Consider the following 25,301-nt stretch of genomic DNA (forward strand, 5'->3'; position numbering starts at 1 on the left):
CATGCTCAAAGTAGAAAACGTCAAGAAAGCGTTCGGCTCGACCACCGTCCTCGACGGTGTGGACCTGACGATCAATCCAGGCGAAGTGGTCTCGATCCTGGGATCATCGGGTTCCGGCAAGTCGACGCTGATCCGCTGCATCAACGGACTGGAAAAGCTGAACGCCGGCCGCATCCTCGTCGACGACTTCGATGTCGGCAAGCCGAAGGAACTGACCGAGGCCCGCAAGCGCTCGGCCACGGTCTTCCAGCTCTTCAATCTCTATCCGCATATGACCGTGCTCGGAAACGTCACGCTGGCGCCGATCGAGGTCCTGAAGAAGCCCCGCGCCGAAGCCGAGGCGACCGCCCGTGCACTCCTGCAATCCGTCGGCCTCGGCGAGCGCGCCGATGCCTATCCGGCCCAGCTTTCCGGCGGCCAGCGCCAACGCGTCGGCATCTGCCGGGCGCTTGCCATGCAGCCGCGCTACCTCTTGCTCGACGAAGTGACGAGCGCGCTCGACCCGGAGATGACGGCAGAAGTTCTGGCGATCCTCGCCAAGCTCGCCGAAGAGGGCACGACGATGCTCTTCGTCACCCACGAGATCGAATTTGCCCGGCAGATTTCCGACCGGATCGTCTTCCTCGACAAGGGCAAGCTGCTTGTCGACCTGCCGACCGAACAGTTTTTCGCCGCCGATGGCGGCATGGCGCAGCCCCGCGTTGCCCAGTTCCTTTCCAAGATGCGTAAAGATTAGAGGTTTTTCATGCTGCTCATCGCCAACAAAGAAGCCTGGCCGGGTTTTGCCCACACGGTCGACATGCTGCGCAGCGGCGCCAACAGCCTCGACGCCATGGTCGCAGGCATCGGCAAGGTCGAGAGCGAAGTGAAGGTCCGCAGCGTCGGCTACGGCGGCTGGCCGAACATGATCGGCGACATGGAGCTCGATGCCGCCGTGATGGACGGCACGACGCGCGATGTCGGCTCGGTCGGCGCCGTGCCGAACACGTTGCCGGTCGCCAAACTCGCCCATGAAGTCATGAAGCGCCTGCCGCATGTCATGCTGACCGGCAACGGCGCCCGCCGCTTTGCAAGTGAAATCGGTTTCCCGGAAGACGACGTGCTGTTCGAAGACAGCAAGCGCGTCTGGTGGGAGCGGCTGGAGAAGGAAGTCGCGCCTGAAGACCTCGCAAAATTCCCCAACATTCCCCTGGCGCCGCTCAGCAAGGCGATCACCGATCCCGAGCGCGTCCGCGACACCACCGTCTTCCTCTCCGCCGATGCCGCCCGCGGCATTCACGCGGCAACCTCCACCTCCGGCTGGGCCTGGAAATATCCGGGCCGCCTCGGCGACTCGCCGATCCCGGGCGCCGGCTTCTATGCCGACAGCCGCTATGGCGCCGCCGCCTGCACCCATACCGGCGAGATGACGATGCGCTGCTCAACCTCGCGCACCATCGTTCTCGCCATGAAGCTCGGCTATTCGCTGTCCGACGCAATCGCGCTCGCCGTCGAGGAGCTTAACGAACTGGATACCGGTTTCCTTGCAGGTGTCGTCATTCACGCGGTTGACGCAAAAGGAAATCATGAAGTGGTGAATTTCAGATGCGAGGGCGAAATCAGCTACTGGCTCTGGGAGGATTCGATGTCCGAACCGGAATTGCGGGCGGCGAAACAGGCATAATCAACGAAGAGGGAATGGAACAATGAAACGCTTACTCACCGCGATCGCTGCGATCGCCGTCGTCGCAGGCTCGGCTCTGCCGTCCTTCGCCGGCATGCTCGATGATATCCGTTCGCGCGGTACGATCCGCATCGGCGTCTCGCTCGGCGGCGAGCCGATCGGCTTCCGCGACGACCAGAACAATCCCGTCGGCTACGACGTCGATGTCGCCAAGCGCCTGGCCGAGAAGATCGGCGTTCCCGTCGAATTCACCGACGTTTCCGGCGATGCACGCATCTCGATGCTCGTCTCCGGCCAGATCGACGTGGCGATCGCCAATACCTCGGCAACGCTCGAGCGCGCCAAGGTCGTCAATTTCTCGATCCCCTATAACCGCGCTGGCCTGCGCATCATCGTGCAGAAGGATGCTGGCATCAAGGATCTGAAGGATCTCGCCGGCAAGAAGATCGTCGTCGGCCGCGGCACGACGGGCGAAACCTTCCTGAAGACAGCCGTTCCGGATGCCGAACTGGTCTATGTCGACCAGTTCGCGCCTGACGGCGTGCTGCAGCTGCAGCAGAAGCGCGTCGACGCTGCTATCGAGGACTCCTCGCTGCTCGATTACCTCGCCACGAAGAACCCGGCGCTGGTCACCCTGGCAGGCCTCTACTCGAACGACCCGATCGGCATGGCCGTCGCCAAGGGCGACCCGGAATTCGTCCGCTGGCTCGACATGTTCGTCTCCGATTACATCCAGTCGGGTGCTTACGAAGCGAACTACAAGAAGTGGTGGGGTCCCGAAGCCAACCCGCCAGCTCTGAACCCGCAGTGGTAAAGCAGGAAGGCCGCCCCTCGGGGCGGCCTTTCTCGTTACGACGTCGCCCGCAGCACGAAGCGGGTGGGAACCGAGATTGGCGGCTGGCCGGAGCGGAAGCCTTCGGGGTCGGCGATGAAATCGACGACGTGGCGGACATAGTCGGATTTGTCGTAGCCGATCGAGGAAATCGGATAGGCGTCAAAATCCGTCAGCGACAGGTTGTCGAAGCCGTAGAGGCGGAAGCGTGGCGGCTTGTTGCCCGGAAAATCGGACCGGCAGACATCGAGGATGCCCATCGCCATGGCATCCGATGTACAGAAGATCGCGTCCGGACAGTCGTTACCCGTCAAGACGGCCGCCGCCGCATGGCCGCTCGCATAGGAATAATCTCCCTGGACGGTGCGCACGAGCTCAATCTTGTGCTGCTCGAAAGCCTTCTGGTAGATGCCGATACGGCTGTGCTCGACCGGCGAGGAGGCGCGGCCGGTGACGAGGCCCGCGGTCCTGACCCGCTTGCTGGCAGCATCTGCCACCGCCTGGAATATCCCCGTCGCCTCGTCGGGCATGACGACGGGCGAGAGATGGTCGTGCAGACCGTTCAGCATCACGACGAGATCCGAACGGAACATCTTCCGCACCGTCACTGCATCGGCGAAATCGGAAAAGACCAGCGCGGCATCCACATGATAGGCGACGCCGTTGCGCAGGAACTCCTCGACGCGCGCCACCGAGCCGATGCGGATCAGGATCACCTGCTTGCCGATCGACTGGATCTGGTCGATCAGCCGGTCGAAGAGATCGAGGTCGGAAAGGTCGTGGATGTGGTTGACGACCACGGCGACGAGATTGACGGTCTTGGTCGTCAGGCTCTGGGCCAGCAGATTGGGCTTGTAACCGAGGGTGTTCGCCGCCTCGATCACCCGCTCGCGCTTGTCTGCCGAAACCGGCCTTGGCTCCGTCGACAGCGCCCGGCTTGCAACCGCTCGGGAGACCCCCGCCAGCCGCGCCACATCGGCAATCGTCGGAGCAGCGTCACGGCCGGTCGGTGCTTTCATCGTCAATCGCTTCCCCGCATTTTCGTATCGGCGCCACCGAAGATGGCGACCATTTCCGGCAAACTGCCAGATTGCGCCGTGCTTCGCAATCATGCCCAAATGGGTCAGGCCGCCGGGCTGCGAAAGCCTAGAGCCAGGAGGCTGCCGTTTTCGGCAGACGCCCTTCCGGATCGATGGCGCGAAGCTCGGGCGAACCGGGCGTATTCCAGCGCCAGAGGGCGACGCAGGTTCCACCCGGCGATATGAAGGAAGGGTAGATGACGCCATCGAAGCCGTCGGCGATCAGCTGTTCGCGCAGACGGTGCATCGCGGGAATGCGTCCGGCGTCAAGCTCCTGGCGCCATTCGCAGCGGTGGATATCCGCTGTCTCGCCATAGGATTCGAGAACTGCCGGAGCGGTCGTGTCCGCAAGCCGCGCACCGGCCAATTCCAGTTGGGCGATGATCGCCGGATGCTGGACGAAGCCTTGATTATACTCGGCCCAGGCGGTCGAAAGCTCGCGAGCGGCATAGATCGCCGGCGCGCCCACCGGATTCCAGCGCCCGCCGAAGCGCGCCGCTCCCTCGCCGGAGAGCGGCGCGAAAGCCCAGCGCGGGACGAAGGCCCGCCAGAGCTGGAGGATATCGCCGGAATTCCGGTCAGGCATAGACGCCTGATCGAACCGCTTCGAGATAGGCGAGAACCTTACCGGACTTGCCTTCAGCGACAAGATCGAACGCGGTCTTGCCGCCCCAGCCGGGGATCGGCTGATGCTTGAACCAGATCACGGCGCGATTGTCGTCTCCCGCCATCTCGCTGGCCATCGAGAGGATGCGCACGACATTGCTCAGCGCACCGTCGACCTTGCGGGCACTGGACTTCGCCGTCAGCGTGTTGCGCGCCACACCGATCAGCTTCGCGAGCTCCGCCAGCGTCACGCCGAGCTGATCGGCAACGCGGCGCGCCGAGAGAAAAGCCGATTGGCCATCGCCGAAGCGGGCCGCAGCAATGTCGAGACCGATAGCTGCCATGGTGATGATCCTAGCATATTTTGACAGTCGCTCGTTCAAAGTATGCTCAGATCGCGCTTAATTCAAGCGCAAGGCGACCTCACCACCGCCAGGATGGCGCACGCTTCTCGAAAAAGGCAGTGACGCCTTCCTGGGCTTCCGCCGTCTCCCAGGTATCGGCGAGCTGCTCAATCACCCGGTCGATGACCTCGTCGGTGATCGGGTTCCCCAGCGATTTCAGAAGCGCCTTGGCGCGGGATGCGGCCTCGGGCGAGGCCTGCAGCAGATGGGCGATCTCCACATCGACGGCCTCGTCCAGCACATCGGCCGGGACGGCGCGGTTGACGAGCCCGATTGCCGCTGCCTCCTGGGCATCGATGAGCTTGCCCGACATGAACAGCCCGCGGGCCGCCGAGACGCCGATCCGGGCGATGATGAAGGGGCTGATGGTTGCCGGGATGATGCCGAGACGCACCTCCGTCAGACCGAATTTCGCAGTGTCGGCGGAGATTACCAGATCGCAGACGCTGAGGAGCCCGACGCCCCCGCCGAAGGCGTTGCCGTTGACCTTGGCAATGACCGGTTTCCGGAGATCGTCCAGCGCCCGGTAGGTCATGGCCAGCCGCCGCGCCTCGGCAATCCGCCCGGCCCGCGTCGCCGTGAACTGATCGCGCATCCAGCCAAGGTCGCCGCCCGCGCAGAAGCTCTTGCCTTCTCCCGACAGCACAACGGCGCGCACTGCGGGATCGGCGGACAGTTTGGCGGTGACGGCGATCAGCTCGTCCATCATCAGCGATGACAGCGCGTTGTGCTTCTCCGGGCGTGCCAGCGTCACATGGGCAACGCCGCCCTCGACCGTGACATGAAGCGTTTCGAAACTCATCCATCACTCCTCAGGCCACGCGCAAAGCGGGCCACATTCTCAAGCGTATCGAGCCGCAAGCCGGTCTCGATCCCTTTCGTCTGCAGATGGCGGGCAACGGCGAGCGTATCGACATTGCCTTTTGCGCCCGGCGCATAGGGGCAGCCGCCCAGGCCGCCGATCGAGGCGTCAAAGACGGCGAGGCCGCGCTCAAGCGAAACATCAATGTTTTCAAGAGCTCGGCCTGACGTATCGTGGAAATGCCCGGCCAGCATCGACGCCGGGGCTTCCCCGAGCACGCTCGCCAGCATCCGGTCCACCGCCTCCGGCCGCCCGCGGCCGATCGTGTCGCCGAGGCTGATCTCGAAACAGCCGAGGCGGCGGAGTTCCGCCGCAACTCGGGCTGCGGCTTCCGACGCCACTGCGCCCTCATAGGGGCATTCGACGACGCAGCTGACATAGCCGCGCATCGGAATGCCGGCCTCGCGGCTCGCGTCGGCGACCGGTCTGAAGCGCTCGATGCTTTCGGCGATCGAGCAGTTGATATTGCGCTGAGAGAAGGTTTCAGAGGCCGACGCGAAGATGGCGATCTCGCCGGCATCGGCGGCGACCGCTGCCTCAAAGCCCTTCATATTCGGCGTCAGCACGGCATAGCGTGTCCCGGCCCGCCGCTTGATCCCGGCCATGACGGCAGCGGCATCGGCGAGCTGTGGCACCCATTTGGGGCTGACGAAGCTCGTCACTTCGATGCGTTCGAAACCGCAATCGGAGAGCATGTCGACCAACCTGATCTTGTCGGCAGTCTCGACGAAACGCGCCTCGTTCTGCAGGCCGTCGCGCGGCGACATCTCGACGATGGTCACGCGGGGCGGGGTCATTCCTCGGCGGCCTTCAGGCTGACGAGCAGCGCGCCTTCCGACACCTGCTGTCCTTCGCTGACGGCGACATTCTCGACCACCCCGTCGCGCGGCGCGGCGAGCGTCAGCTCCATCTTCATCGCTTCCATGACGACGAGCGGATCGCCCTTCGAAACCGTGCCGCCCGCGACCGCCCGGACGATCTTCACGAAACCCGGCATCGGCGCGATCAGCCGGTCGCTGCCTGCCCCTTCGGAAGCCGCGGCCGACAACGGATCATCGAGATCGAAGACATGAACCGCGCCATCGAAGCGCAGGCTGAGATGACCGCCATGACGACTGACCTCGACGAAGACCTGACGGCCATCCGCCTCGACCTGCACACCCCCGCCATCACGCCTGACGATGCGGACAGGGATGACCCGCTGGCCGTTGTGGACGGCGAACATGTCGAAGCCGCGCGCAACAACGCGCAGGCTGGAGACGTCGCCCGCATGATGCAGCGTCACGATGCGCTGCATCTCGCTCCAGAGCTGCCAATGCCCGAGCGTTTCCCAGGGATCGCTGCCCGCCTGCCTGGCCTCCAGCGAGAGAACGGCGGCAAGAGCGATTGCCGTTCCACTGGGCTCGGCGGCAGCCGTCAGCATTTCGAGATTGCGATCGATCAACCCGGTATCGGGATGACCGCCGGCGAAATCATCCTGGCGCGTCAGATTGGCGAGGAAGGCAAGGTTGCTCACCGTTCCCTCGATGCGGGTCGCCTCCAGCGCGTGGCGCAGTCCGGTCAGTGCCGCCTGGCGGTTCGGGCCATGGACGATCAGCTTGGCGATCAGCGGATCGTAATGTGTGGAAATGCGGTCACCGGCGCGCACCCCGGCATCGACGCGGACGCCGGTCTCGGGAAAGGCCAGCCGCTCGATCTTGCCAGTTGCCGGCAAAAAGCCTTTCGCGGCATCCTCGGCATAGACGCGCGCCTCGAAGGCCCAGCCATTGATCGCAAGCTCGGCCTGCTTCTTCGGCAGCGGCTCTCCGGCCGCCACCCGCAGCTGCCATTCGACGAGATCGACGCCTGAAATCGCTTCGGTCACGGGATGCTCCACCTGCAGGCGGGTGTTCATCTCCATGAAGAAGAAGCGATCGGGCCAGAGGCCATCCGAAACGTCGGCGATGAACTCGACCGTACCCGCGCCGCGATAATCGATCGCCCGCGCTGCCCGTACGGCCGCCTCGCCCATCACGCGGCGCATCTCCGCCGTCATACCGGGTGCCGGCGCCTCCTCGATCACCTTCTGATGACGGCGCTGCAGAGAGCAGTCGCGTTCGAAGAGGTGGACGGCATTGCCGTGGCGGTCGCCGAAGACCTGCACTTCGATATGACGCGGCCGCAACAGATATTTCTCGATCAGCACCGCATCGTCGCCGAAGGCGGCCGCCGCCTCGCGCCGGGCGGCATCGAGGGAGGCGGCAAAATCCTGCGCATCGTCGACGCGGCGCATGCCCTTGCCGCCGCCGCCCGCCCGCGCCTTGATGAGAACGGGGTAGCCGATCTCGGCTGCCCGCACAGCGAGGAAATCCGGATCCTGATTGTCGCCGTGATAGCCGGGAACGACGGGAACACCCGACTGCTCCATCAGCGCTTTGGCCGCGTCCTTCAGGCCCATCGCGCGGATCGCCGAGGGCTGCGGGCCGATGAAAGTCAGGCCGGCCGCTTCGACAGCTTCGGCAAACGCAGCATTTTCAGACAGAAATCCGTAGCCGGGATGGACGGCCTGGGCGCCGGAGCGCTCGGCAGCGGCGATGATCCGCTCGATCGAGAGATAGCTTTCCTGCGCCGGTGCCGCGCCGATGCGATAGGCTTCGTCGGCAAGCTCGACATGCAGCGCGCCGCTATCGGCATCGGAATAGACGGCGACGGTCTTTATGCCCATGCGCCGCGCGGTGCGGATGACGCGGCAGGCGATTTCACCCCGGTTTGCGATGAGTATCTTGTCGAACATGATAGCCTCACATTCTGAACAGGCCGAAGCGCGTTTCTTCGATCGGGGCATTCAACGCCGCCGACAGCGACAGCCCAAGCACATCGCGGCTCCTTGTGGGATCGACGATCCCGTCGTCCCAGAGCCGCGCCGAGGCATAGAGCGGATGGCTCTGGCTTTCGAAACGGTCGAGCACCGGCCGCTTGAAGGCTGCTTCCTCTTCTGCCGTCCATGGCTTCCCAGCGCGCGTCAACGCCTCGCCGCGCACGGTCGCCAGCACGCCCGCAGCTTGTTCGCCGCCCATGACGGAGATGCGGCTGTTCGGCCAGGTCCAGAGGAAGCGCGGCGAGAAGGCACGGCCAGCCATGCCGTAATTGCCGGCACCGAAGGAGCCGCCGATCAGCATGGTGATCTTCGGCACCTTCGTCGTCGCCACCGCCGTCACCAGCTTGGCGCCGTTCTTGGCGATGCCTTCCGTCTCGTATTTGCGGCCAACCATGAAGCCGGTGATATTCTGCAGAAAGACCAGCGGAATCTTCCGCTGTGAGCAGAGCTCGACGAAATGCGCGCCCTTCAGCGCCGATTCCGAGAAAAGCACGCCATTATTGGCGATGATGCCGACCGGCATCCCGTGGATATGGGCAAAGCCGCAGACGAGCGTTGCCCCATAGCGCGCCTTGAACTCGTCGAACCGCGAGCCGTCGACGACGCGGGCAATGACCTCCCGGACATCATAGGGCGTGCGCAGATCGGCAGGCACGATCCCGGCAATTTCGGCCGGATCGTAAAGCGGCGGCTCCGGCGCCTGCAGTTCCATATCCGTCCGCTTGGGACGGTTGAGCGCGGCGACACTGCGGCGGGCCAGAGCGAGCGCATGTGCATCATCACGCGCCAGATGATCGGCCACCCCCGACAGCCGTGTATGGACATCGCCGCCGCCAAGGTCCTCGGCAGAGACGACCTCACCCGTCGCCGCCTTCACCAGCGGCGGACCGGCAAGAAAGATCGTGCCCTGCCCCTCGACGATGATCGTCTCGTCGGACATGGCAGGCACATAGGCGCCGCCTGCCGTACAGGAGCCCATGACGACGGCGATCTGCGGAATGCCTGCCGCCGACATGTTTGCCTGATTGAAGAAGATGCGGCCGAAATGATCGCGGTCGGGGAAGACCTCGTCCTGATTCGGCAGATTGGCGCCGCCTGAATCGACGAGATAGATGCACGGCAGATTGTTCTCGGCGGCAATCTCCTGCGCCCTGAGATGCTTCTTGACCGTCATCGGGTAATAGGTGCCGCCTTTGACCGTCGCATCGTTGCAGACGATCATGCATTCGCGGCCCATCACCCGGCCAATCCCGGTGATCAGCCCCGCCGACGGCGCATCGCCGTCATACATGCCATGGGCAGCAGTCGCCGCAACCTCAAGAAACGGCGTCGCCGGATCGATCAGCCCCATGACCCGATCGCGCGGCAACATCTTGCCACGCCCGATATGCCGCTCCCGCGCCGCCTGCCCGCCGCCATTGGCCGCCAGCCGGACAGCGTCGTCCACAACCTTGCTCGCCTCGCCCATCGCCGCGCGATTGGCCTTGAAGGCTTCGGAATTGGTGGAGATTTCGGATCGGAGTACGGTCATTGACCACCTCCAAATGATACCATATTATGATACCATGCATGCGAAACTTTTGTCGGATCGGGGCTGGGGGGACCTGACTTGCACAAGGCCCATCGCAATACGCTCAAGGCGATTTTCTCGGAACCTGTCAGCGGATCGATCAAATGGCGTGACATCGAAGCTCTGCTCGTTGCGCTGGGCGCGAATGTTTCGGAAGGAAGCGGCTCACGGGTGCGGTTTACGCTCAGCGGTTCGTCGCTGTTGATCCACCGTCGGCATCCTTCGCCGGACACGAAGAAATACGTGGTACGCACGGTCAGGGAGTTCCTGACGAATTCGGGAATAAAGCCATGAAAGCCTACAAGGGATATACCGGGTCGGTCGAATTCGACGAGGACGACATGGTCTTTCACGGGCGCGTCGTCGGCATCAAGGACATCGTCACCTTTGAAGCCGAGACGGCGCAGGACCTCGTCAAGGCCTTTCACGACAGCGTCGAGGACTACCTGGCCTTTTGCGCCGAAACCAAGCAGGAGCCGGAAAAACCCTTCTCCGGAAACCTGTCGCTGCGTATGTCGCCGAGCCTTCACAAGCAGGTGGTGCGCGCTGCCGGCAACAAGGCTCAATCGGTCAATCAATGGATCACCGACACGCTGAGCGAAGCCGCAACCCGCGACGCCCAATCCGCTTCCAGCACAGTGAGAAGCTGAACCGCCGTGCCTCATGCCGTCTCCGCAAAGAGTTCGCGCCCGATGAGCATGCGGCGGATTTCCGAGGTTCCGGCGCCGATCTCGTAGAGCTTGGCATCGCGCAGCAGCCGTCCCGCCGCGTAGTCGTTGGTGTAGCCGTTGCCGCCGAGCGCCTGGATCGCTTCGAGCGCCATCGCCGTTGCCTTTTCAGCAGCGTAGAGAATGCAGCCGGCTGCGTCCTTGCGGGTGGTCTCGCCGCGATCGCAGGCGGCAGCGACGGCATAGACATAGGCGCGCGCCGTGTTCATCGTCACATACATGTCGGCGAGCTTGCCCTGCATCAGCTGGAATTCGCCGATCGCCTGGCCGAACTGCTTGCGCTCGTGCAGATAGGGCACGACGATATCCATGCAGGCGGCCATGATGCCGAGCGGGCCGGCTGAGAGGACGACGCGCTCGTAATCGAGGCCGGACATCAGCACTTTCACGCCACCGCCGACGGTGCCGAGAACGTTTTCTTCCGGCACTTCGCAATCGGCAAAGATCAGCTCGGAGGTATTGGAGCCGCGCATGCCAAGCTTGTCGAGTTTCTGGCCGGTCGAGAAGCCTTTGAAGCCCTTCTCGATCAGGAAAGCGGTGATGCCGCGCGGGCCGGCTTCGGGATCGGTCTTGGCATAGACGACGAGAACGTCCGCATCCGGGCCGTTGGTGATCCACATCTTGTTGCCGTTGAGCACATAGCGGTCGCCACGCTTCTCAGCCCTCAGCTTCATCGAGACAACATCGGATCCCGCACCGGGTTCGGACATGGCGAGCGCGCCGACATGCTCGCCCGTTACAAGCTTCGGCAGATATCGCTGCTTCTGCCGGGCGCTGCCGTTGCGATTGATCTGGTTGACGCAGAGATTGGAATGGGCGCCGTAGCTGAGTGCCACCGAGGCCGATGCACGGCTGATCTCCTCCATCGCCACGCAATGGGCGAGATAGCCGAGAGCGGCCCCGCCATATTCCTCACCCGCCGTGATGCCGAGCAGGCCCATATCGCCGAGCTCACGCCAGAGCGGCATCGGAAAGGCATTGTTGCGGTCGGTCTCGTCGGCGAGCGGCGCGATCCGTTCGCTGGCAAAGCGCCTAACGGCATCGCGCAGCGCTTCGATTTCATCGCCAAGCGCAAAGCTCAGGCCACCTGAATACATCCGGCTCTCTCCCTCAGACCCACTCCGCTGCTCTTCGAACACGGAGCGGGTTTATCTCCCAATTGTCAGACCGTCGCCTATGCGGCGTCCGGCATACGTGCCGGCTCACCCGATGTTTCGTAAGCCTTCAGACGCGTCTCGACCTGATCCATGATCGTCCGGGCGGCCGCCTCCTTGACCGGCCCGTAGCCGCGAATCTCATCGAACAGCGTCAGAATGGCAAGAGCCTCCGCTTCGTTGCCGCCGTCGAGCTTGGCAAGCACGCGGGCCGCCACCTTCTCGTAATCGGAAATCAGCCGGCGCTCGAACTTGCGCTCATGCAGGTAGCCGAAGGGATCGAGTGCGGTGCCGCGCAGGCTCTTGAAGCGAGCAAGACCGCGCAGCAGCGGCAGGATCCAGGCGCCGAACTCCCGCTTCTTCGGCCGGCCGTTCGGATCCTTGCCCGAGAGAACCGGCGGGGCGAGGTTGAAGACAAGGCGGAAATCGCCCTGCATCTCCTCGCGCATCTTCGCCTCGAAAGCCGGATCGGTGAGCAGCCGGGCCACTTCATACTCGTCCTTGTAGGCAAGCACCCGTGAATAGGTGACGGCAGCGGCGAAGGGAACCTTGTCCGAGAGACCTGCCTTTGCCGCGGCAGCCTTCGCACCCTCAACAAGAGCGCCGAAGCGGGCGGCAAGCCGGTCATCCTGATAAGCGGTAAGATGCGCCTTTCGATGGGCGACGACCTCGGCGAAGGACATGTCGGCGAGCGTCCTGCGCTCTTCCTTCTCGCCCATTGCGGCGCGGACGGCTTCCGGATCGTGGGCGAGAAGACGCCCCCAATTGAACGAGGCGCGGCTTGCCTTGACGGCCACGCCGTTCAGCTCGATCGCCTTTTCGATCGATTCCAGCGACAGCGGCACCAGACCTGACTGCCAGGCAAAGCCGGTCAGCAGGATATTGGTATTGATGCCGTCGCCCGTCAGGGCGGTCGCTGCATGGCCGAAATCGAGGAACACCGAGCGGTCGCTGACGGTCTTGGCGATCGTGTGCATGACGGAGCCGGTCTTGAAATCGAAGTCGCGATTGCGGACGAAATCGGCAACCGGCATCAAACCTGTATTGACAATCGCGGTGGTGCGCTCGGTCTTGCAGAGCGTGATCGCATCCTTCGAGGCGCCGACGACGTCATCAGCGGCCAGCAGCAGATCCGCGCCGCCATTGACGATACGCGGCGAGGTCACGTCCTTCTGCTCGCGGCCGATGCGCAAATAGCTCATCACCGCGCCGCCCTTCTGGGCGAGGCCGGCCATATCGAGGATCATCGGCACCTTGCCGTCGAGATGGGCGGCCATGCCGAGCACGGCACCGATCGTCAGGATGCCGGTCCCGCCGACGCCGGCAATCGCGATATTCCAGGGGCGGTCGCCGATCTCGGGGATGACGGGCATCGGAATGTCGGCATCGACGGGTTCGACCGCCTTGCGCTTCTTGCGCTCGCCACCCTTCACAGTGACGAAGGAGGGGCAGAAGCCCTTCACGCAGGAAAAATCCTTGTTGCATGTCGACTGGTTGATCTGCCGCTTGCGGCCGAATTCGGTTTCGAGCGGCTCGACCGAGATGCAGTTCGACTGCACCGAGCAATCGCCGCAGCCTTCGCAGACGGCTTCATTGATGAAGACGCGCTTGGCCGGATCCTCCATCAGGCCGCGGCTGCGACGCCGGCGCTTTTCGGCCGCGCAGGTCTGCACATAGACGATCGCCGAGCAACCCGGTGTTTCCCGCAGCTTCAGCATGACCGGATCGAGATGATCGCGGTGCAAAACGATGACGCCGGGGGCAAGTTCCGGCGCCACATAGGCATCCGGATTGTCCGACAGCAGATAGATCGGCGAGACGCCCTCGTTATGGAGCTGCTTGGTCATCAGCTGCGGCGTCATGTAGCCGTCGATCTGCTGGCCGCCGGTCATGGCGACGGCGTCGTTATAGAGCAGCTTGTAGGTGACGTTGACCTTGGCGGCGACCGACTGGCGGATCGCCAGGATGCCGGAGTGGAAATAGGTGCCGTCGCCGAGATTGACGAACATGTGCTTCTCGTCGGTGAAACGGGCGATCGCCGTCCAAGGCACACCTTCGCCGCCCATCTGCGTGAAGGTCTCGGTATTCCGGTCCATCCAGGTGACCATGTAGTGGCACCCGATACCGGCCGTCGCGCGGCTGCCTTCCGGCACGCGCGTCGAGGTATTGTGCGGACAGCCGGAGCAGAAGAACGGCGTGCGCTGCAGCGGCGGCACATGGCTGCGACTGATCTGGCCGCGTTCGGAGAGATAGGCGAGCTTGTCAGAAATCCGCCGGTGCAGCGAGGAATCCATGTCGAGCTTGAGGATGCGCCCGGCGATGGCGCGGGCGACCGCCCCGACCGTCAGCGCGGCGGAGAGACTGAGATAGGGTTTGTCATGCTCGTCGAACTTGCCGACAATGCGCGGGCGAACATCGGCGCGCCAGTTGAAGAGCTGCTGCTTGATCTGGTTTTCGATGATCTCGCGACGCTCCTCGATGACCAGCACCTCGTCGAGACCTTCCGAAAAGTGGCGCACGGCCTCCGGCTCCAGCGGCCAGGGCATGCGCACCTTGAGAATGCGGATGCCGATCGCTTCCATCTCGGCACGGCCGAGCTCCAGCTCGCGCAGCGCCTGCAGCACGTCTTCATAGGCCTTGCCCGAGGAGATGATGCCGAAGCGGGCGCGCGGTGCGTCATGGGTGATCTCGTCGACGCGGTTGGCGCGGGCAAAGGCGATCGCCGCATAGGCCTTGTAGGTCTGCAGGCGATCGTCCTGGATCAGCGGCGGATCCGGCCAGCGGATGTTGAGGCCGCCGGGCGGCAGCTCGAAATCGCTGGGTATGATGAACTGGCGCTTCTCGCCGGAGAGGTCCACGGCCGCCGTGGTCTCCACCGTATCGGCGATGAACTTCATGCCGACCCAGCAGCCGGAATAGCGCGACATGGCAATGCCGAGCAGGCCGTATTCGATGAATTCGTGGATGGAGGACGGATAGAGAACCGGAATGACCGCCGACATGAAATCATGGTCGGTCTGGTGCGGCACGGTGGACGACTTGGCCGAGTGATCGTCACCGGCAAAACAGAGCACGCCGCCATGTTTCGAGGTGCCGGCGGCATTGGCATGTTTCAGCACGTCGCCGGAGCGGTCGACCCCCGGACCCTTGCCATACCAGATGCCGAGAACGCCATCCTTGTTGGCGCCAGGCGAAAGCCCCGCCTGCTGGCTGCCCCAGACGGCGGTCGCCGCCAGATCCTCGTTGATCCCCGGCTGGAAGGTGATCTGATGCCGATCGAGATAGCGCTGCGCCTTCATCAGCTGCTGGTCGTAGCCGCCGAGCGGCGAGCCGCGATAGCCGGAGATGAAGGCGGCCGTATTCAGCCCGGCCGCATGGTCGCGGCGCATCTGAACCATCGGCAGGCGAACCAGCGCCTGCAATCCCGACATGAAGACCCGGCCTTCGTCGGCCGTATATTTATCGTCGAGCGATACACTCGTCGCCAGCATCTGCTCTCCTCCCGAGATCGCAGTGGTGAACCATGACGCCTGGGGAGGGCTCCTCTTCCGCTCCCTCGGCATGTGATGCTGATAGTATCATTCCAGTTGCGGAATTTCCGGGCCAAGAATGGCGCGGCCGCGCATCTTTCGAAAATTAGAATGTGCCATCACGACATTTTTGCAATGGCTGGCCTTCGGCAATTGACCTGGCGCCTGCCATCTCGCCATATCAATCGAGCCCGATTTGGAGCGGGCATCGGAGGAAACATGGCCATTACGCTTGCACCCGTCGCCCTGCCCGACTTCGGTCCTCTCGGCGAGCAGCCGCAGATCCCGGCAACCACCTATGCCACCCGCGCCGACGCGGCGCTGAAAGCGGCGGGCACGGATTGGCTCGTCGTCTATGCCGATCGCGAGCATTTCGGAAACATCATGCACCTCTCGGGCTTCGAGCCGCGCTTTGAAGAGGCGCTGCTGCTGCTCGGCAAGGGCGGCAGGCGGGTCGTCATCACCGGCAATGAATCCGAGAGCTATACCGTGCTTGCCGGACTGCCCGATATCGAGGTGCTGCGCGCCCAGAGCTTCAGCCTGATGGGCCAGGACCGCTCGCAGAACCCGCGCCTCGCCGACCGGCTGAAGGATGCGGGGATCAAGGCGGGCGACAGCATCGGCCTCGTCGGCTGGAAGTATCTATCTGCCGAGGAAGATGACGATTACGCCCAAAGTTTCTTCGTCCCCGATTTCATCGTCAAGGTGCTGAGCCGCATCATCGGCGGCGAAGGCCGGCTCATCGATCGAACCGAGGTGCTCATGCATCCGGAAACCGGCCTGCGTGCCGTGGTCGATGCCGACCAGCTCGCGGCCTTCGAATGGGCGGCGGCGCGTTGCTCGACGGCGCTCTGGCGTGTCGTCTCCGGCGTTCGCGAAGGCGATACGGAATTCGAAGCGCTCGGGCGGCTCGGCTACGAAGGCGATCCGCTGAACGTTCACACGATGTTTGCCTCCGTCAGCAAGGGCGAACATATCGTCGGTCTGCGCAGCCCGACGGCGCGAAGGCTGAAACGAGGGGACGGTGTCACCACGGCGCTCGGCTATTGGGGCGCACTCTCATCACGCGCGGGATTGCTTGCCGATCACGACGACGATTTCCTCAAGCCCTCAAAGGCTTATTTCGAGGCGCTGATCACATGGTACGAGACGGCGGGCTTCGGCGTATCCGGCGGCGAGCTCTTCGAAGCGGTCACCGGCAAGCTGAAATCGGCGGGCCTGAATTCCGCGCTCAATCCCGGCCATCTCGGCAGCCACGAGGAATGGCTGCATTCGCCGGTACGCCCGGGCTCGACGGATCGCCTGCGCTCCGGCATGCCGTTCCAGGTCGATGTCATCCCCGTGCCGATGCCGGCCGGCTGGGCACTGAACTGCGAAGACGCGATCGCCTTTGCCGACGAAGCCTTGCGGGCGGGAATCCAGAAACGTTACCCCGCGATGCATGCCCGCATCGCCGCCCGCCGCGCCTTCATGGCCGACAAGCTGGGCGTGGCGCTGAAGGACGACATCCTGCCACTCTCCTCGACGCCGCTCTATCTCTCGCCCTTCTGGCTGAAGTCGGGGAACGTGCTGGTGCGAAGCTAGGCCGCTAGAAGCTCGCCGAAAGGTTGGCCTGCGCAGCACTTGACTGCAGGCCTTTGCCGAACTCGCCGGAATAGCTAAGCGTCAGGCGGGCCGTCTTCGTGACCTTGGCGGAAACGCCAAGCCTGACGACTGCCGCATCCTCCGGCATCGTGACGCCATCGATGATGAAGGGCGAGCCACCGGCAAAGGCGAAGCTCGAAGACGGCGTGACGTCACCGGCAATATGCCGCCAGCCGAGCATGCCGGTGAAGGAGAGCGGAAGATCGTTCGCCTGCCAGTCCATCGACCAGCGGATGCCAATCGTCGAAGCGAAGATCGCTTCGCTGTCGCTTGCTCCCGATAGCGCAGCCGCCCCGCCACTTTCCTGGAAGGCGTCTGTATCGAGATTGACATAGACGAGGTTGGCGAAGGGCTGAAGCTTGATGCCGTCGAGTTCACCCGTCCAGGAAAGGTCGGCAAAGACCTGCGACGTCGCACTCGCATAATCGGCGGAGAGCTGGTCGGTGAAGCTTCCGAAGGCGATGTCTCGGCGGGTCGATATATCGTTGTGCGAATAGATCGCTCCGCCAACGAGGTTCACAGCGCCGAACTGACCCGATGCATAGAGACCGGCGTGATAGGAATCCGTTTCTGCCTGCTGCGGGGCGCCGTGGCTGTAGCCGAGCATGGCGCCGAGGCGCCATTGATCCGAGATCGGGCCGTCGGCGCCGAACATGACGCCCGCGACATTGCCGTCGAAGCCCGCCGCATTGCCATCTCCCGACCAGAGGTTCGATGCGTAGAAGCTGGAGCTCCAGTACCGCACGCCGTCCTTCTGTCTTGCGGGATCGAGGGCGATCTCGTCGAGGACGGCTTCGCGCGCGAAGCGGCTTTCCCAGAGAAGCGCACTTTCGAGCGAGGCATGGCTCTCGCCGCTCAGTTGTGTAAATGCGTCATTGGCGGTCTGAGCATCGAGCGGCAGGATGGCGGAATAGAGCGCGTTTGCGCCGCCGAGCGCCTCAACTGCCGCTGCGGTCGCCCGCCCGTTTTCCGTCTCCGCGACATCGGCGAACTGCACCGCATTGCGGTCCAGCGCCAGGTCGATCGCGGTCGCGCCATAGGTCAGCGTCGGCGACAGGAAGACGAAGTTGCTGGTGATGTCGTCGAAGGTGCCGGTGATGCCCGAACCGCTCAGGATCGTATAATTGTTGGTCAGCCCGTAGCTGCCGCCGGTGCTGCGGATATCCAGCGTGCCGCCGTCGATAACGACGGCGCCCGAGGCGTTCACGGTATCGGAGAGGCTACCGCCGCTGACATCCACCTGATAGGTCGAATCGGTGCGGAATGTGACGCCGCCGTTGACCGTCAGAGCCGCAATGCCCGGACCGGGCGAGAGCACCCCGCCTGTATTGACCGAAAGCGCACCGACCGCGCCGCTGCCGGAGAGGAGCCCGTCGTCGTCGACATCGACGGCTCCCGAAATCGTCCCGTCATTGATCAGCGAACCGCCCGCTACCCGTGCCGATCCGGTGATCGTGCCGGTGTTGGAAAAGGTGCCGTCATTGTTAACGAGCTCGGCCACCGTTCCGTCGTTCGATGCCGTGCCGGAATTGGTGACCCTGCCGGCGACGGCGCCGCTATTGTTGATGAAGCTGCCGGCCGCGCCGATATCGATATCGGCCAGGGTCGCGTTGTTGACCGCGGTACCGCCGGTCACCGTCGTCATGCCGGTGACGGTGCCGCCGGCATTGTTGGTGAAAGTGCCGCCCTCATTGCGGAGCGAAGCGATCGTCCCGGCATTCGTAACGGTCCCGGAGTTCCTGATATTGCCTGCCGTGGCACCGCTATTGTTGACGAAGGCGGCGACCGCCGCGACATCGGCATCGGTAATGACGAAATTGTTGGTCACTGTGCCGCCGGTGACGACGGTGTTGCCGGTGACCCTGCCACCGGCATTGTTGGTGAAGCTTCCCGCTGTGTTGGTGACCGAGGCAACCGTTCCGGCATTCGAGCTCGTTCCGGCGTTGGTAACCGCCCCCGCGGTCGCGCCGCTCGCATTGCTGAATGTGCCGTTCGCCCCGACATCGACGGCATTCAACGTCGCATTGTTGGTAACCGTGCCGCCCGTGACAACAGTACCGCCGGTGACGACGCCGCCGAAATTGTTGGTGAAGGTCCCGCCTTCGTTTCGAAGCGAGGCGATGGTCCCGGCATTCGACGTCGTACCGGCATTCCTGACATTGCCTGCCGTCGCGCCATTATTGTTGACGAAGGCCGCCACGGCCGCGACATCGGCATCGGTGATGACGAAATTGTTCGTCACGGTGCCACCGGAGACCGTCGTCTTTCCCGTCACCCTGCCGCCGGTATTGTTGGTGAAATTTCCGCCCGTGTTGGTGAGATTACCGATCGTCCCGGCATTGGATGCCGTGCCTGCATTGGTCACCGACGTAGCGGTGCCGCCCGTGTTGTTGACGAAGGTGCCGCCGGACGAAACATCGACGCCATCGATAACGCCGTTGTTCGACAGCTGGGTACCGGAGCCGACCACGCCGCTGTCGAGCGTGCCGTTGACGGTGACATTGCCGTTGTTCAGCATCAGTCGGCCATTGAGATCGCCATCGACCGACAGGCTGCCGCCATTGAGATCGACATCGGAATTCAGGACGCCACCGGCATTGATGCTGACGCTGCCCGAATTGATCGTGCTGCCGCCGGTCGCCGTCAATGTGCCGGTATTGGTGATGGTGACGTTGCCGCCATCGACATCGAGCTTGTCGACCGTCACGCCATTGGTGACCTGCGGCGATCCGGTATCAACGGTTGCAGTGTCCGTGGGACCGGGAGCAGACGGGGTCCAGTTTGCCGAGTTGCTGAATTCGTTATCCGCGCTTCCCGACCACGCCGACTGCGCATAGCCATGGCCAGGCACGGCAGCGGAGACCAGTGCCGTGAAGAGGCCGAGACGGCGCGAAAATGCCGGAAGCAGAGGTTTCATCTTTGGATCGGCCGGTGCTAGCGCGCACCGCCGTGGAGCGGCGGTACGGTTAACAACTCCTATCCAAGCGTGGTTAACGAAGTCTTACGTTTTTCGCCTTCCGGCTGAAATCCAAGCGCAATCTCAAGCCGTCAGGCGGCGGCGCGACATGATCACCAGACGGCGTTCCCACCAGATCAGGATCAGGCTGGAGCCGACGATGAGGGCCGCTCCGGCGACGACATTCAGCGTCGGAATTTCGGCCCAGATCAGGTAGCCGTAGAGGAATGCCCAGATCAGACCGCTATATTCGATCGGCGCGAGCGTCGAGGCCGGCGCATAGCGGAAACCTTCATAGAGGATGTACTGACCGGCGGCGCTGATGCAGCCGAGCCCGATCATCAGCGTCCAGCCGAAGAGGTCGGGCGTCTTCCAGACGAAGGGCAGCGCCGCGCCGCAGACGACGGTGAACAGCACGCCGGTGGCCAGCATCTGGTTGACCGTGCTTTCCGTGCGGCTGACGAGGCGCACGAGGATGGTGCTCCACGCCCAGCAGAAGCCGGCGAAAAACACCATGCTCGCCGGAATGAGGCTCGGGGCCTCGGCAGGATCGGCGGCCAAGACGACACCGACGAAACCGCCGATGCAGGCCAGCCAGCGGATCGGCCCGACATTTTCCCTGAGAATGAAGATCGACAGCACGACGGTGATCACGGGCGCGCTGAAATACATCGTGGTGATCTCGGCAAGCCCGAGATGGCGGGCCGCAGAATAGTAGGAAAGCCAGGCGCCGAGCATCAGCACCGCGCGCAGCAGAACGGAACTTCTGTGCGGGCTTTTCAGGATCGACGGATGCCGGTTGCGATGGATGAAGAAGGCCGAGAAACCGACGATCATCACGCTGCGGATGAACAGGATCTGCGGCACGGCATAATCGGCTACCAGCCATTTGACGACGGCGTCCTGGATGGCGAACAGCGAATAGCCGATGCACGCAAGGGCTATTCCCACCAGCGGGGATGGCGCCTCATCGGTCGATCTGGAAAACATGGAAGGCCTGCGAAGGAATGCATGAGCGGACGGCCCGGACTAGCAAGAGCCGCCTGCGTTTACAATGCAAGGAATAGCCCTCCGCGAAGATTTGATCAGTTGATCTTCACGCCCTTCGATCGCATGCGTGAAACCGTTTCCCGTTCGGCCCGCTTGCAGCGCATCGGCGGCAGGCCGCGATCCATCAAATCCATGTCTTCGAGCACCATGTCGCCCATCTTCGTGAAGGCGCTATCGAGCGCTCCGGCACGGTGGGCCGAGCGGATGAAGCCCTTGAGCTTGCGGACGGGATGATCCAGCGGCAACGGCTCTTCCGGATAGACATCGCTTGCCGCCACGATATGGCCGGAGGCGACGGCTGCCATCAGTGCATCGAAATCGACGACATCGGCGCGGCTGAGCAGGATGAAGGCCGCCCCCTTGCGCATGCTGGCAAAGGCCTCCGCACCGAGGAAACCCTTGTTTTCGCTGGTCACGGCCGCGACCACAAAGACGAAATCGCTCTTTGTCAGCACGTCTTCGAGGCTTGCCGCCTCGACATTGCTTTCTTCCAGGATCGATTTCGGCTGCCAGGGATCGAAGACCCGGACCTTGGCGCGGAAGCCTGACAGCACCCGCCGCAGCGCCTTGCCGAGATCGCCGAAGCCGACGATGCCGATCTCCGATCCGGCGATCAGCCGGGCGCTGGCATTGCCCTCGCCGCCCCAGAGCTCTTTGCCTTCGCGGAAGGCGACATCGGCATCGACGATGCCGCGCGCCAGCGAAAGCGCGAAGCCGAGGCCGATCTCGGCCACCGGCTCGGCGAAGACCTGGCCGGTCGTCACCACATGGATGCCGCGCTGGAAGAGAATGTCATAGGGCATGTTGTTGATCAGATTGCTTTCGACATTCAGCACGCAACGCAGCGAGGTCATCCGCGCCAGCGTCTCCTCCGAAAGCGGCGGCTGACCGATGATGTAGCGGGCCCTGCCGAGCACGCCATCGCCAAGACCGGCGATATTCTCCGGGTCCGCCTCGACGATCTCGTACTTATCATGAAGCACGCGACGCGCCGCGTCGCTGAAGATCAGGTCGAGCGTGCGCGGCTCCGGTGCGCTGATCGCCAGCGGCTTTTCGGTCTTGGTCATTCCATCCTCCTCCCGCAGCCGGTCACGGCTGCACAATCTCAATTCGCGCCTCACGCTCTCCGGCTACAACAGACAAGCGCTCTGCCTGCACGATCTGCGGCCAATCCTCCGCCCGCGCCAGCACGACCGGACAGCCGATGCCATAGAGCGCCTCAGCGACCATCGCGCCGGTCACGACGATCGCGTCCCGCTTCAACAGGATGATGCCTGAAGGCGCCGTTTTCAGCCGGATCGCTTCGGCGAGCACCGAGCTTCCCGAACTCGATCCCCGTCCGGCTTCCATGACCAGGATAGACCCGCTGATCGACTGGCCGCTCTGCGGATGCCACTGGTCAATGATCCGGCCGGTCGCGGAATCGACGCCGCCCCAGAAGCTCAAGGGTTCGGCCAGCACGAACGCCGGCGCTGCCGCGCTGCCTTCCATGAGCGTCGTTGCGGAAAAACGCGTCACAGCCGCACCACCTTGCCCGCCCGGGCCGAAGCCATGCATTCTGCCAATGAGCCGAAGGCGACGTCGACGCCGATATTGCCCGGCGCATAGTAAGCCCATTTGCCGGAATTGGTCATGACGGCGCCCGACATGTCGCGGATGATCGCCGTCACATAGGTGCAGGTATCGATGACGAGCGTGATGCCCGCGGCTTCCAGCCTCGCGCGCCAGCTGCGGTTCTCGAGTTCGGCTAGAACCTCGCGGTTCGTGTTGATATAGATGTCGGTCGCCGCCTTCTCGTCCGTCAGCAGCGGCATCAGCCGTTCGAACTCGCCGATCGAGAAATGCGGCGTGCCCATGCTGACCGCGGCAAGGGGCGTACCCTCCGCCACCGTCGAGAGATTGCGGATCGTCTCGCGGATATCATCGCGACTGAGACGGATGATCTCCACCGGCTCTTTTCCGCCGCAGGCTGCCTCAAGCGTCGGCGCTTCCGGCGTCAGCCCGACGGCATGGAAAAGCGCCACGGCACCCGCCGACGCGGCAACGGCGCCCAGCGCCTTCAGATCATCCTCGGAGCTTTCCTTCGGCAATCCGCTGATAACCGGGATCCTGTCGCCGCAGCGGCGGCCGATGGCGTGACCGGCCGCAACGCAAATCGATCCGGCATCGCCGTCGGGAAAGGCTTTGACATCGATCAGCACGGTGGCGCGGCGGTTCTCCGTGACATGCAGCCCGTAATAGGGCGCCCGGCCGGTCAGTGCGCAACAGAGATCGATGAAATCCCCGTAGCGATTGGTGCGGGCGCCGAGCACGGAATTGGCAAAGACGATAGCATTGGATTCCGCCCAGGCGATCTGCGCGCCGAAGCGGGGCCGGAAGATCGTCTGGTAGGGGGCGCAGGTGAAGGTGGGCACGCAGCCGAGCTCTTCATGCGCCTTCATCAGCCGCGCGCCGTTGCGGCCAAGCTCCGCTTCGCCGCGAAACAGTTCGGGATGGATCAGATCGACAGAGCCGACATTCAGCGTCGTCGGCACCCGGACGCGCCCGCCCCATGAGACCATACGCTCGACGAAATCGAGGCTGACCTCGCCGAGATAGAGACAGCCGTCGATATGGGCCGCTTCGATATCCACCAATTCCTGAGCGCCGACGGCTTCGGCAAAGCGCACCAGAAGCCGCATCGCAAAGGCCGCCGCCTCGCCGTGGCGGCCATCGAGAAGGGCGTGATCATCGGGGGAAAGCTGGAGTGAGGAATGCATGGCGGCGACGCTATCAGGTCGTCCCGCGGGAGAGAAGATGGCTTGCGAATTCGACCAAAGCCGCACTCGACAAAACTGTCATAAACACTATGTCACAAAACCTTCACAATTTCATTTGCCAGTTCGTTTCTTTTCGTTTTGTATGCGTAAAGTTTCGCAACGAAACCGGCCGGTGAGATCGAGGAGGATCTGCGCCGGCAAGCCGTGACCGGCTGAAACGGCGCGGCAGGACACTTAGGGAGGAACCATGTCCATTCGTTTCATCGCCGCATCGGCGGCAACCGTCACCCTGTCGCTCTCCTTCGCGTCGAGCGCTTTCGCGGTGACCGAACTGCAGTGGTGGCACGCCATGGCGGGCGCCAATAACGAGGTGGTCAACCAGCTCTCCAAGGAATTCAACGACAGCCAGAAGGACTACAAGATCGTTCCGGTCTTCAAGGGCACCTATCCGGAGGCCCTGAATGCCGGCATCGCCGCCTTCCGCGCCAAGCAGGCGCCGGCGATCCTGCAGGTCTTCGATGCCGGCAGCGGCGTGATGATGGGCGCCGAAGGCGCGATTATGCCGGCGGCCCAGGTTCTCGAGAAGGGCGGCTTCAAGTTCGACAAGTCGGAATATCTGCCTGGTATCGCCGCCTATTATTCGAAGCCGGACGGCACCATGCTGTCCTTCCCCTACAACTCGTCCTCGCCGATCCTCTATTACAACAAGGACACCTTCAAGAAGGCCGGTCTCGACCCGGAAAACCCGCCGAAGACCTGGCCTGAAGTGTTCGAGGCCGCCAAGAAGATCAAGTCGAGCGGCGCCTCCTCCTGCGGTCTGACGTCCACCTGGCTGACCTGGATCCAGACCGAGAACCTCGCCGCCTGGAACAACATCTCCTACGGCTCGAACGAAAACGGCCTCGGCGGCACCGATGTGAAGCTCGCCTTCAACTCGCCGCTCTTCGTCCAGCATTTCCAGTCGATCGCCGATCTCGCCAAGGATGGTACCTTCCGCTACGGCGGCCGCACCTCCGAGGCCAAGCAGCTCTTCACCTCCGGTGAATGCGGCATCATGACGGAATCCTCAGGCGGCCTCGGCGACATCATCAAGTCGGGCATGAACTACGGCATCGGCCAGCTTCCCTACTATGAAGGCGAAGGACGTCCGCAGAACACCATTCCGGGCGGCGCCAGCCTCTGGGTCTTCGCCGGCAAGAGTGACGAGGAATACAAGGGCATCGCCCAGTTCTTCCACTTCCTGTCGCAGACCAAGATCCAGGCACGCCTCCACCAGGTCTCCGGCTACATGCCGGTCACCATGGCCGCCTATGAGGACACCAAGAAGTCCGGCTTCTATGAGAAGAACCCGGGCCGCGAAACGCCGATCCTGCAGATGATGGGCAAGGCTCCGACCGAAAACTCCAAGGGTGTGCGCCTCGTCAACCTGCCGCAGGTGCGCGACATCATGAACGAGGAATTCGAGGCGATGCTCGCCGGCAAGCAGGATGCAAAGGCTGCCCTCGACAAGGCCGTCGAACGCGGCAATGCCGCAATCCAGCAGGCGATCGGCCAGTAAGTTACGGCGCAATGCCGCCCGCAGCTTCGGCCGCGGGCGGTCCCTTCAT

General features: G+C 63.4%; 21 protein-coding genes. 7 read left to right on the forward strand and 14 right to left on the reverse strand.

Annotated elements, in window-relative coordinates; genetic code table 11:
- Position 1 precedes the first annotated feature (1 nt).
- From ABIE40_RS20735 to ABIE40_RS20745, 3 genes are read left to right on the forward strand one after another with little or no spacing between them, the layout of a single operon-like run.
- Positions 2-736 (forward strand): amino acid ABC transporter ATP-binding protein, encoded by a 735-nt coding sequence (locus tag ABIE40_RS20735; RefSeq protein WP_199625558.1) that lies wholly within the window; start codon positions 2-4, stop codon positions 734-736.
- A 9-nt stretch (positions 737-745) separates the two neighbouring features.
- The gene (locus tag ABIE40_RS20740; RefSeq protein ID WP_199625559.1) at positions 746-1,663 is read left to right on the forward strand and encodes a glycosylasparaginase; all 918 of its coding nucleotides are present in this window, start codon (positions 746-748) and stop codon (positions 1,661-1,663) included.
- A gap of 22 nt (positions 1,664-1,685) precedes the next feature.
- Entirely contained in the window at positions 1,686-2,477 is a 792-nt protein-coding gene (locus ABIE40_RS20745) for a transporter substrate-binding domain-containing protein (RefSeq protein WP_199625560.1), read from the forward strand.
- Between the two features lie 35 nt (positions 2,478-2,512).
- On the opposite strand, the gene ABIE40_RS20750 is transcribed toward ABIE40_RS20745, so the two are convergent.
- From ABIE40_RS20750 to ABIE40_RS20780, 7 genes are all read right to left on the reverse strand, one after another.
- Positions 2,513-3,514: a LacI family DNA-binding transcriptional regulator gene (locus ABIE40_RS20750; RefSeq protein WP_199625561.1), complete on the reverse strand. Its 1,002-nt coding sequence runs from the start codon at positions 3,512-3,514 to the stop codon at positions 2,513-2,515.
- Positions 3,515-3,641: 127 nt separating this feature from the next.
- On the reverse strand, positions 3,642-4,187 hold the full coding sequence (locus ABIE40_RS20755; protein WP_502944820.1) for an RES family NAD+ phosphorylase: 546 nt from the start codon (positions 4,185-4,187) through the stop codon (positions 3,642-3,644).
- A complete protein-coding gene (locus tag ABIE40_RS20760) occupies positions 4,153-4,524 on the reverse strand; it encodes an antitoxin Xre/MbcA/ParS toxin-binding domain-containing protein (RefSeq protein WP_199625563.1) in 372 nt (123 codons plus the stop codon). Before ABIE40_RS20760 ends, ABIE40_RS20755 begins: the two co-directional genes overlap by 35 nt.
- Before the next feature lie 79 nt (positions 4,525-4,603).
- Entirely contained in the window at positions 4,604-5,386 is a 783-nt protein-coding gene (locus ABIE40_RS20765; RefSeq protein WP_199625564.1) for a crotonase/enoyl-CoA hydratase family protein, read from the reverse strand.
- Positions 5,383-6,243, reverse strand: coding sequence for a hydroxymethylglutaryl-CoA lyase (locus ABIE40_RS20770; protein WP_199625565.1), 861 nt, complete (start codon positions 6,241-6,243; stop codon positions 5,383-5,385). Before ABIE40_RS20770 ends, ABIE40_RS20765 begins: the two co-directional genes overlap by 4 nt.
- Complete coding sequence (locus ABIE40_RS20775) at positions 6,240-8,219, reverse strand: acetyl/propionyl/methylcrotonyl-CoA carboxylase subunit alpha (protein WP_199625566.1); 1,980 nt, start codon at positions 8,217-8,219, stop codon at positions 6,240-6,242. The genes ABIE40_RS20770 and ABIE40_RS20775 overlap by 4 nt, the downstream gene beginning before the upstream one ends.
- A gap of 7 nt (positions 8,220-8,226) precedes the next feature.
- Positions 8,227-9,834 (reverse strand): carboxyl transferase domain-containing protein, encoded by a 1,608-nt coding sequence (locus ABIE40_RS20780; protein WP_199625567.1) that lies wholly within the window; start codon positions 9,832-9,834, stop codon positions 8,227-8,229.
- Between the two features lie 78 nt (positions 9,835-9,912).
- Between ABIE40_RS20780 and ABIE40_RS20785 the strand changes: the two genes are divergently transcribed.
- Together ABIE40_RS20785 and ABIE40_RS20790 are read left to right on the forward strand one after the other, a co-directional pair.
- Positions 9,913-10,167 (forward strand): type II toxin-antitoxin system HicA family toxin, encoded by a 255-nt coding sequence (locus ABIE40_RS20785; protein WP_199625568.1) that lies wholly within the window; start codon positions 9,913-9,915, stop codon positions 10,165-10,167.
- Positions 10,164-10,523 (forward strand): type II toxin-antitoxin system HicB family antitoxin, encoded by a 360-nt coding sequence (locus ABIE40_RS20790; protein ID WP_112714497.1) that lies wholly within the window; start codon positions 10,164-10,166, stop codon positions 10,521-10,523. The genes ABIE40_RS20785 and ABIE40_RS20790 overlap by 4 nt, the downstream gene beginning before the upstream one ends.
- An 11-nt stretch (positions 10,524-10,534) precedes the next feature.
- On the opposite strand, the gene ABIE40_RS20795 is transcribed toward ABIE40_RS20790, so the two are convergent.
- Together ABIE40_RS20795 and ABIE40_RS20800 are read right to left on the reverse strand one after the other, a co-directional pair.
- Positions 10,535-11,698, reverse strand: a complete 1,164-nt coding sequence (locus tag ABIE40_RS20795) for an isovaleryl-CoA dehydrogenase (protein WP_199625569.1) — start codon at positions 11,696-11,698, stop codon at positions 10,535-10,537.
- A 77-nt stretch (positions 11,699-11,775) separates the two neighbouring features.
- A complete protein-coding gene (locus ABIE40_RS20800) occupies positions 11,776-15,246 on the reverse strand; it encodes an indolepyruvate ferredoxin oxidoreductase family protein (protein WP_199625570.1) in 3,471 nt (1,156 codons plus the stop codon).
- 258 nt (positions 15,247-15,504) lie between these two features.
- Here ABIE40_RS20800 and ABIE40_RS20805 point away from each other — a divergent pair, with 258 nt between their 5' ends.
- On the forward strand, positions 15,505-16,869 hold the full coding sequence (locus tag ABIE40_RS20805) for a Xaa-Pro aminopeptidase (RefSeq protein WP_199625571.1): 1,365 nt from the start codon (positions 15,505-15,507) through the stop codon (positions 16,867-16,869).
- Between the two features lie 4 nt (positions 16,870-16,873).
- On the opposite strand, the gene ABIE40_RS20810 is transcribed toward ABIE40_RS20805, so the two are convergent.
- The 5 genes from ABIE40_RS20810 to ABIE40_RS20830 form a co-directional block, all read right to left on the reverse strand.
- Positions 16,874-19,846 carry an autotransporter outer membrane beta-barrel domain-containing protein gene (locus tag ABIE40_RS20810; protein ID WP_199625572.1) on the reverse strand — a complete coding sequence of 991 codons (2,973 nt, stop codon included), beginning with the start codon at positions 19,844-19,846 and terminating at the stop codon, positions 16,874-16,876.
- Positions 19,847-19,969: 123 nt separating this feature from the next.
- The gene (locus ABIE40_RS20815; RefSeq protein WP_199625573.1) at positions 19,970-20,875 is read right to left on the reverse strand and encodes a DMT family transporter; all 906 of its coding nucleotides are present in this window, start codon (positions 20,873-20,875) and stop codon (positions 19,970-19,972) included.
- A gap of 95 nt (positions 20,876-20,970) precedes the next feature.
- Complete coding sequence (locus ABIE40_RS20820) at positions 20,971-22,002, reverse strand: hydroxyacid dehydrogenase (RefSeq protein WP_199625574.1); 1,032 nt, start codon at positions 22,000-22,002, stop codon at positions 20,971-20,973.
- Between the two features lie 22 nt (positions 22,003-22,024).
- Positions 22,025-22,453, reverse strand: coding sequence for an aconitase X swivel domain-containing protein (locus ABIE40_RS20825; RefSeq protein ID WP_354541093.1), 429 nt, complete (start codon positions 22,451-22,453; stop codon positions 22,025-22,027).
- The gene (locus ABIE40_RS20830; RefSeq protein WP_199625576.1) at positions 22,450-23,694 is read right to left on the reverse strand and encodes an aconitase X; all 1,245 of its coding nucleotides are present in this window, start codon (positions 23,692-23,694) and stop codon (positions 22,450-22,452) included. The genes ABIE40_RS20825 and ABIE40_RS20830 overlap by 4 nt, the downstream gene beginning before the upstream one ends.
- 247 nt (positions 23,695-23,941) lie before the next feature.
- Here ABIE40_RS20830 and ugpB point away from each other — a divergent pair, with 247 nt between their 5' ends.
- Positions 23,942-25,252, forward strand: a complete 1,311-nt coding sequence (gene ugpB / locus ABIE40_RS20835; RefSeq protein WP_199625577.1) for a sn-glycerol-3-phosphate ABC transporter substrate-binding protein UgpB — start codon at positions 23,942-23,944, stop codon at positions 25,250-25,252.
- The last annotated feature ends 49 nt before the right edge of the window (positions 25,253-25,301 follow it).

It is taken from the genome of Rhizobium sp. OAE497 (genome assembly GCF_040546565.1).
GTDB lineage: Bacteria > Pseudomonadota > Alphaproteobacteria > Rhizobiales > Rhizobiaceae > Rhizobium.

Excerpts from the sequence above, each read along its gene's own strand:
- ABIE40_RS20775 (WP_199625566.1), bottom strand. The coding sequence starts at position 8,219 with ATGTTCGACAAGATACTCATCGCAAACCGGGGTGAAATCGCCTGCCGC.
- ABIE40_RS20820 (WP_199625574.1), bottom strand. The coding sequence starts at position 22,002 with ATGACCAAGACCGAAAAGCCGCTGGCGATCAGCGCACCGGAGCCGCGC.
- ABIE40_RS20805 (WP_199625571.1), top strand. The coding sequence starts at position 15,505 with ATGGCCATTACGCTTGCACCCGTCGCCCTGCCCGACTTCGGTCCTCTC.
- ABIE40_RS20815 (WP_199625573.1), bottom strand. The coding sequence starts at position 20,875 with ATGTTTTCCAGATCGACCGATGAGGCGCCATCCCCGCTGGTGGGAATA.
- ABIE40_RS20745 (WP_199625560.1), top strand. The coding sequence starts at position 1,686 with ATGAAACGCTTACTCACCGCGATCGCTGCGATCGCCGTCGTCGCAGGC.
- ABIE40_RS20800 (WP_199625570.1), bottom strand. The coding sequence starts at position 15,246 with ATGCTGGCGACGAGTGTATCGCTCGACGATAAATATACGGCCGACGAA.
- ABIE40_RS20780 (WP_199625567.1), bottom strand. The coding sequence starts at position 9,834 with ATGACCGTACTCCGATCCGAAATCTCCACCAATTCCGAAGCCTTCAAG.
- ABIE40_RS20760 (WP_199625563.1), bottom strand. The coding sequence starts at position 4,524 with ATGGCAGCTATCGGTCTCGACATTGCTGCGGCCCGCTTCGGCGATGGC.
- ABIE40_RS20810 (WP_199625572.1), bottom strand. The coding sequence starts at position 19,846 with ATGAAACCTCTGCTTCCGGCATTTTCGCGCCGTCTCGGCCTCTTCACG.
- ABIE40_RS20770 (WP_199625565.1), bottom strand. The coding sequence starts at position 6,243 with ATGACCCCGCCCCGCGTGACCATCGTCGAGATGTCGCCGCGCGACGGC.
- ABIE40_RS20735 (WP_199625558.1), top strand. The coding sequence starts at position 2 with ATGCTCAAAGTAGAAAACGTCAAGAAAGCGTTCGGCTCGACCACCGTC.
- ABIE40_RS20750 (WP_199625561.1), bottom strand. The coding sequence starts at position 3,514 with ATGAAAGCACCGACCGGCCGTGACGCTGCTCCGACGATTGCCGATGTG.
- ABIE40_RS20830 (WP_199625576.1), bottom strand. The coding sequence starts at position 23,694 with ATGCATTCCTCACTCCAGCTTTCCCCCGATGATCACGCCCTTCTCGAT.
- ABIE40_RS20765 (WP_199625564.1), bottom strand. The coding sequence starts at position 5,386 with ATGAGTTTCGAAACGCTTCATGTCACGGTCGAGGGCGGCGTTGCCCAT.
- ABIE40_RS20740 (WP_199625559.1), top strand. The coding sequence starts at position 746 with ATGCTGCTCATCGCCAACAAAGAAGCCTGGCCGGGTTTTGCCCACACG.
- ABIE40_RS20790 (WP_112714497.1), top strand. The coding sequence starts at position 10,164 with ATGAAAGCCTACAAGGGATATACCGGGTCGGTCGAATTCGACGAGGAC.
- ABIE40_RS20795 (WP_199625569.1), bottom strand. The coding sequence starts at position 11,698 with ATGTATTCAGGTGGCCTGAGCTTTGCGCTTGGCGATGAAATCGAAGCG.
- ugpB (WP_199625577.1), top strand. The coding sequence starts at position 23,942 with ATGTCCATTCGTTTCATCGCCGCATCGGCGGCAACCGTCACCCTGTCG.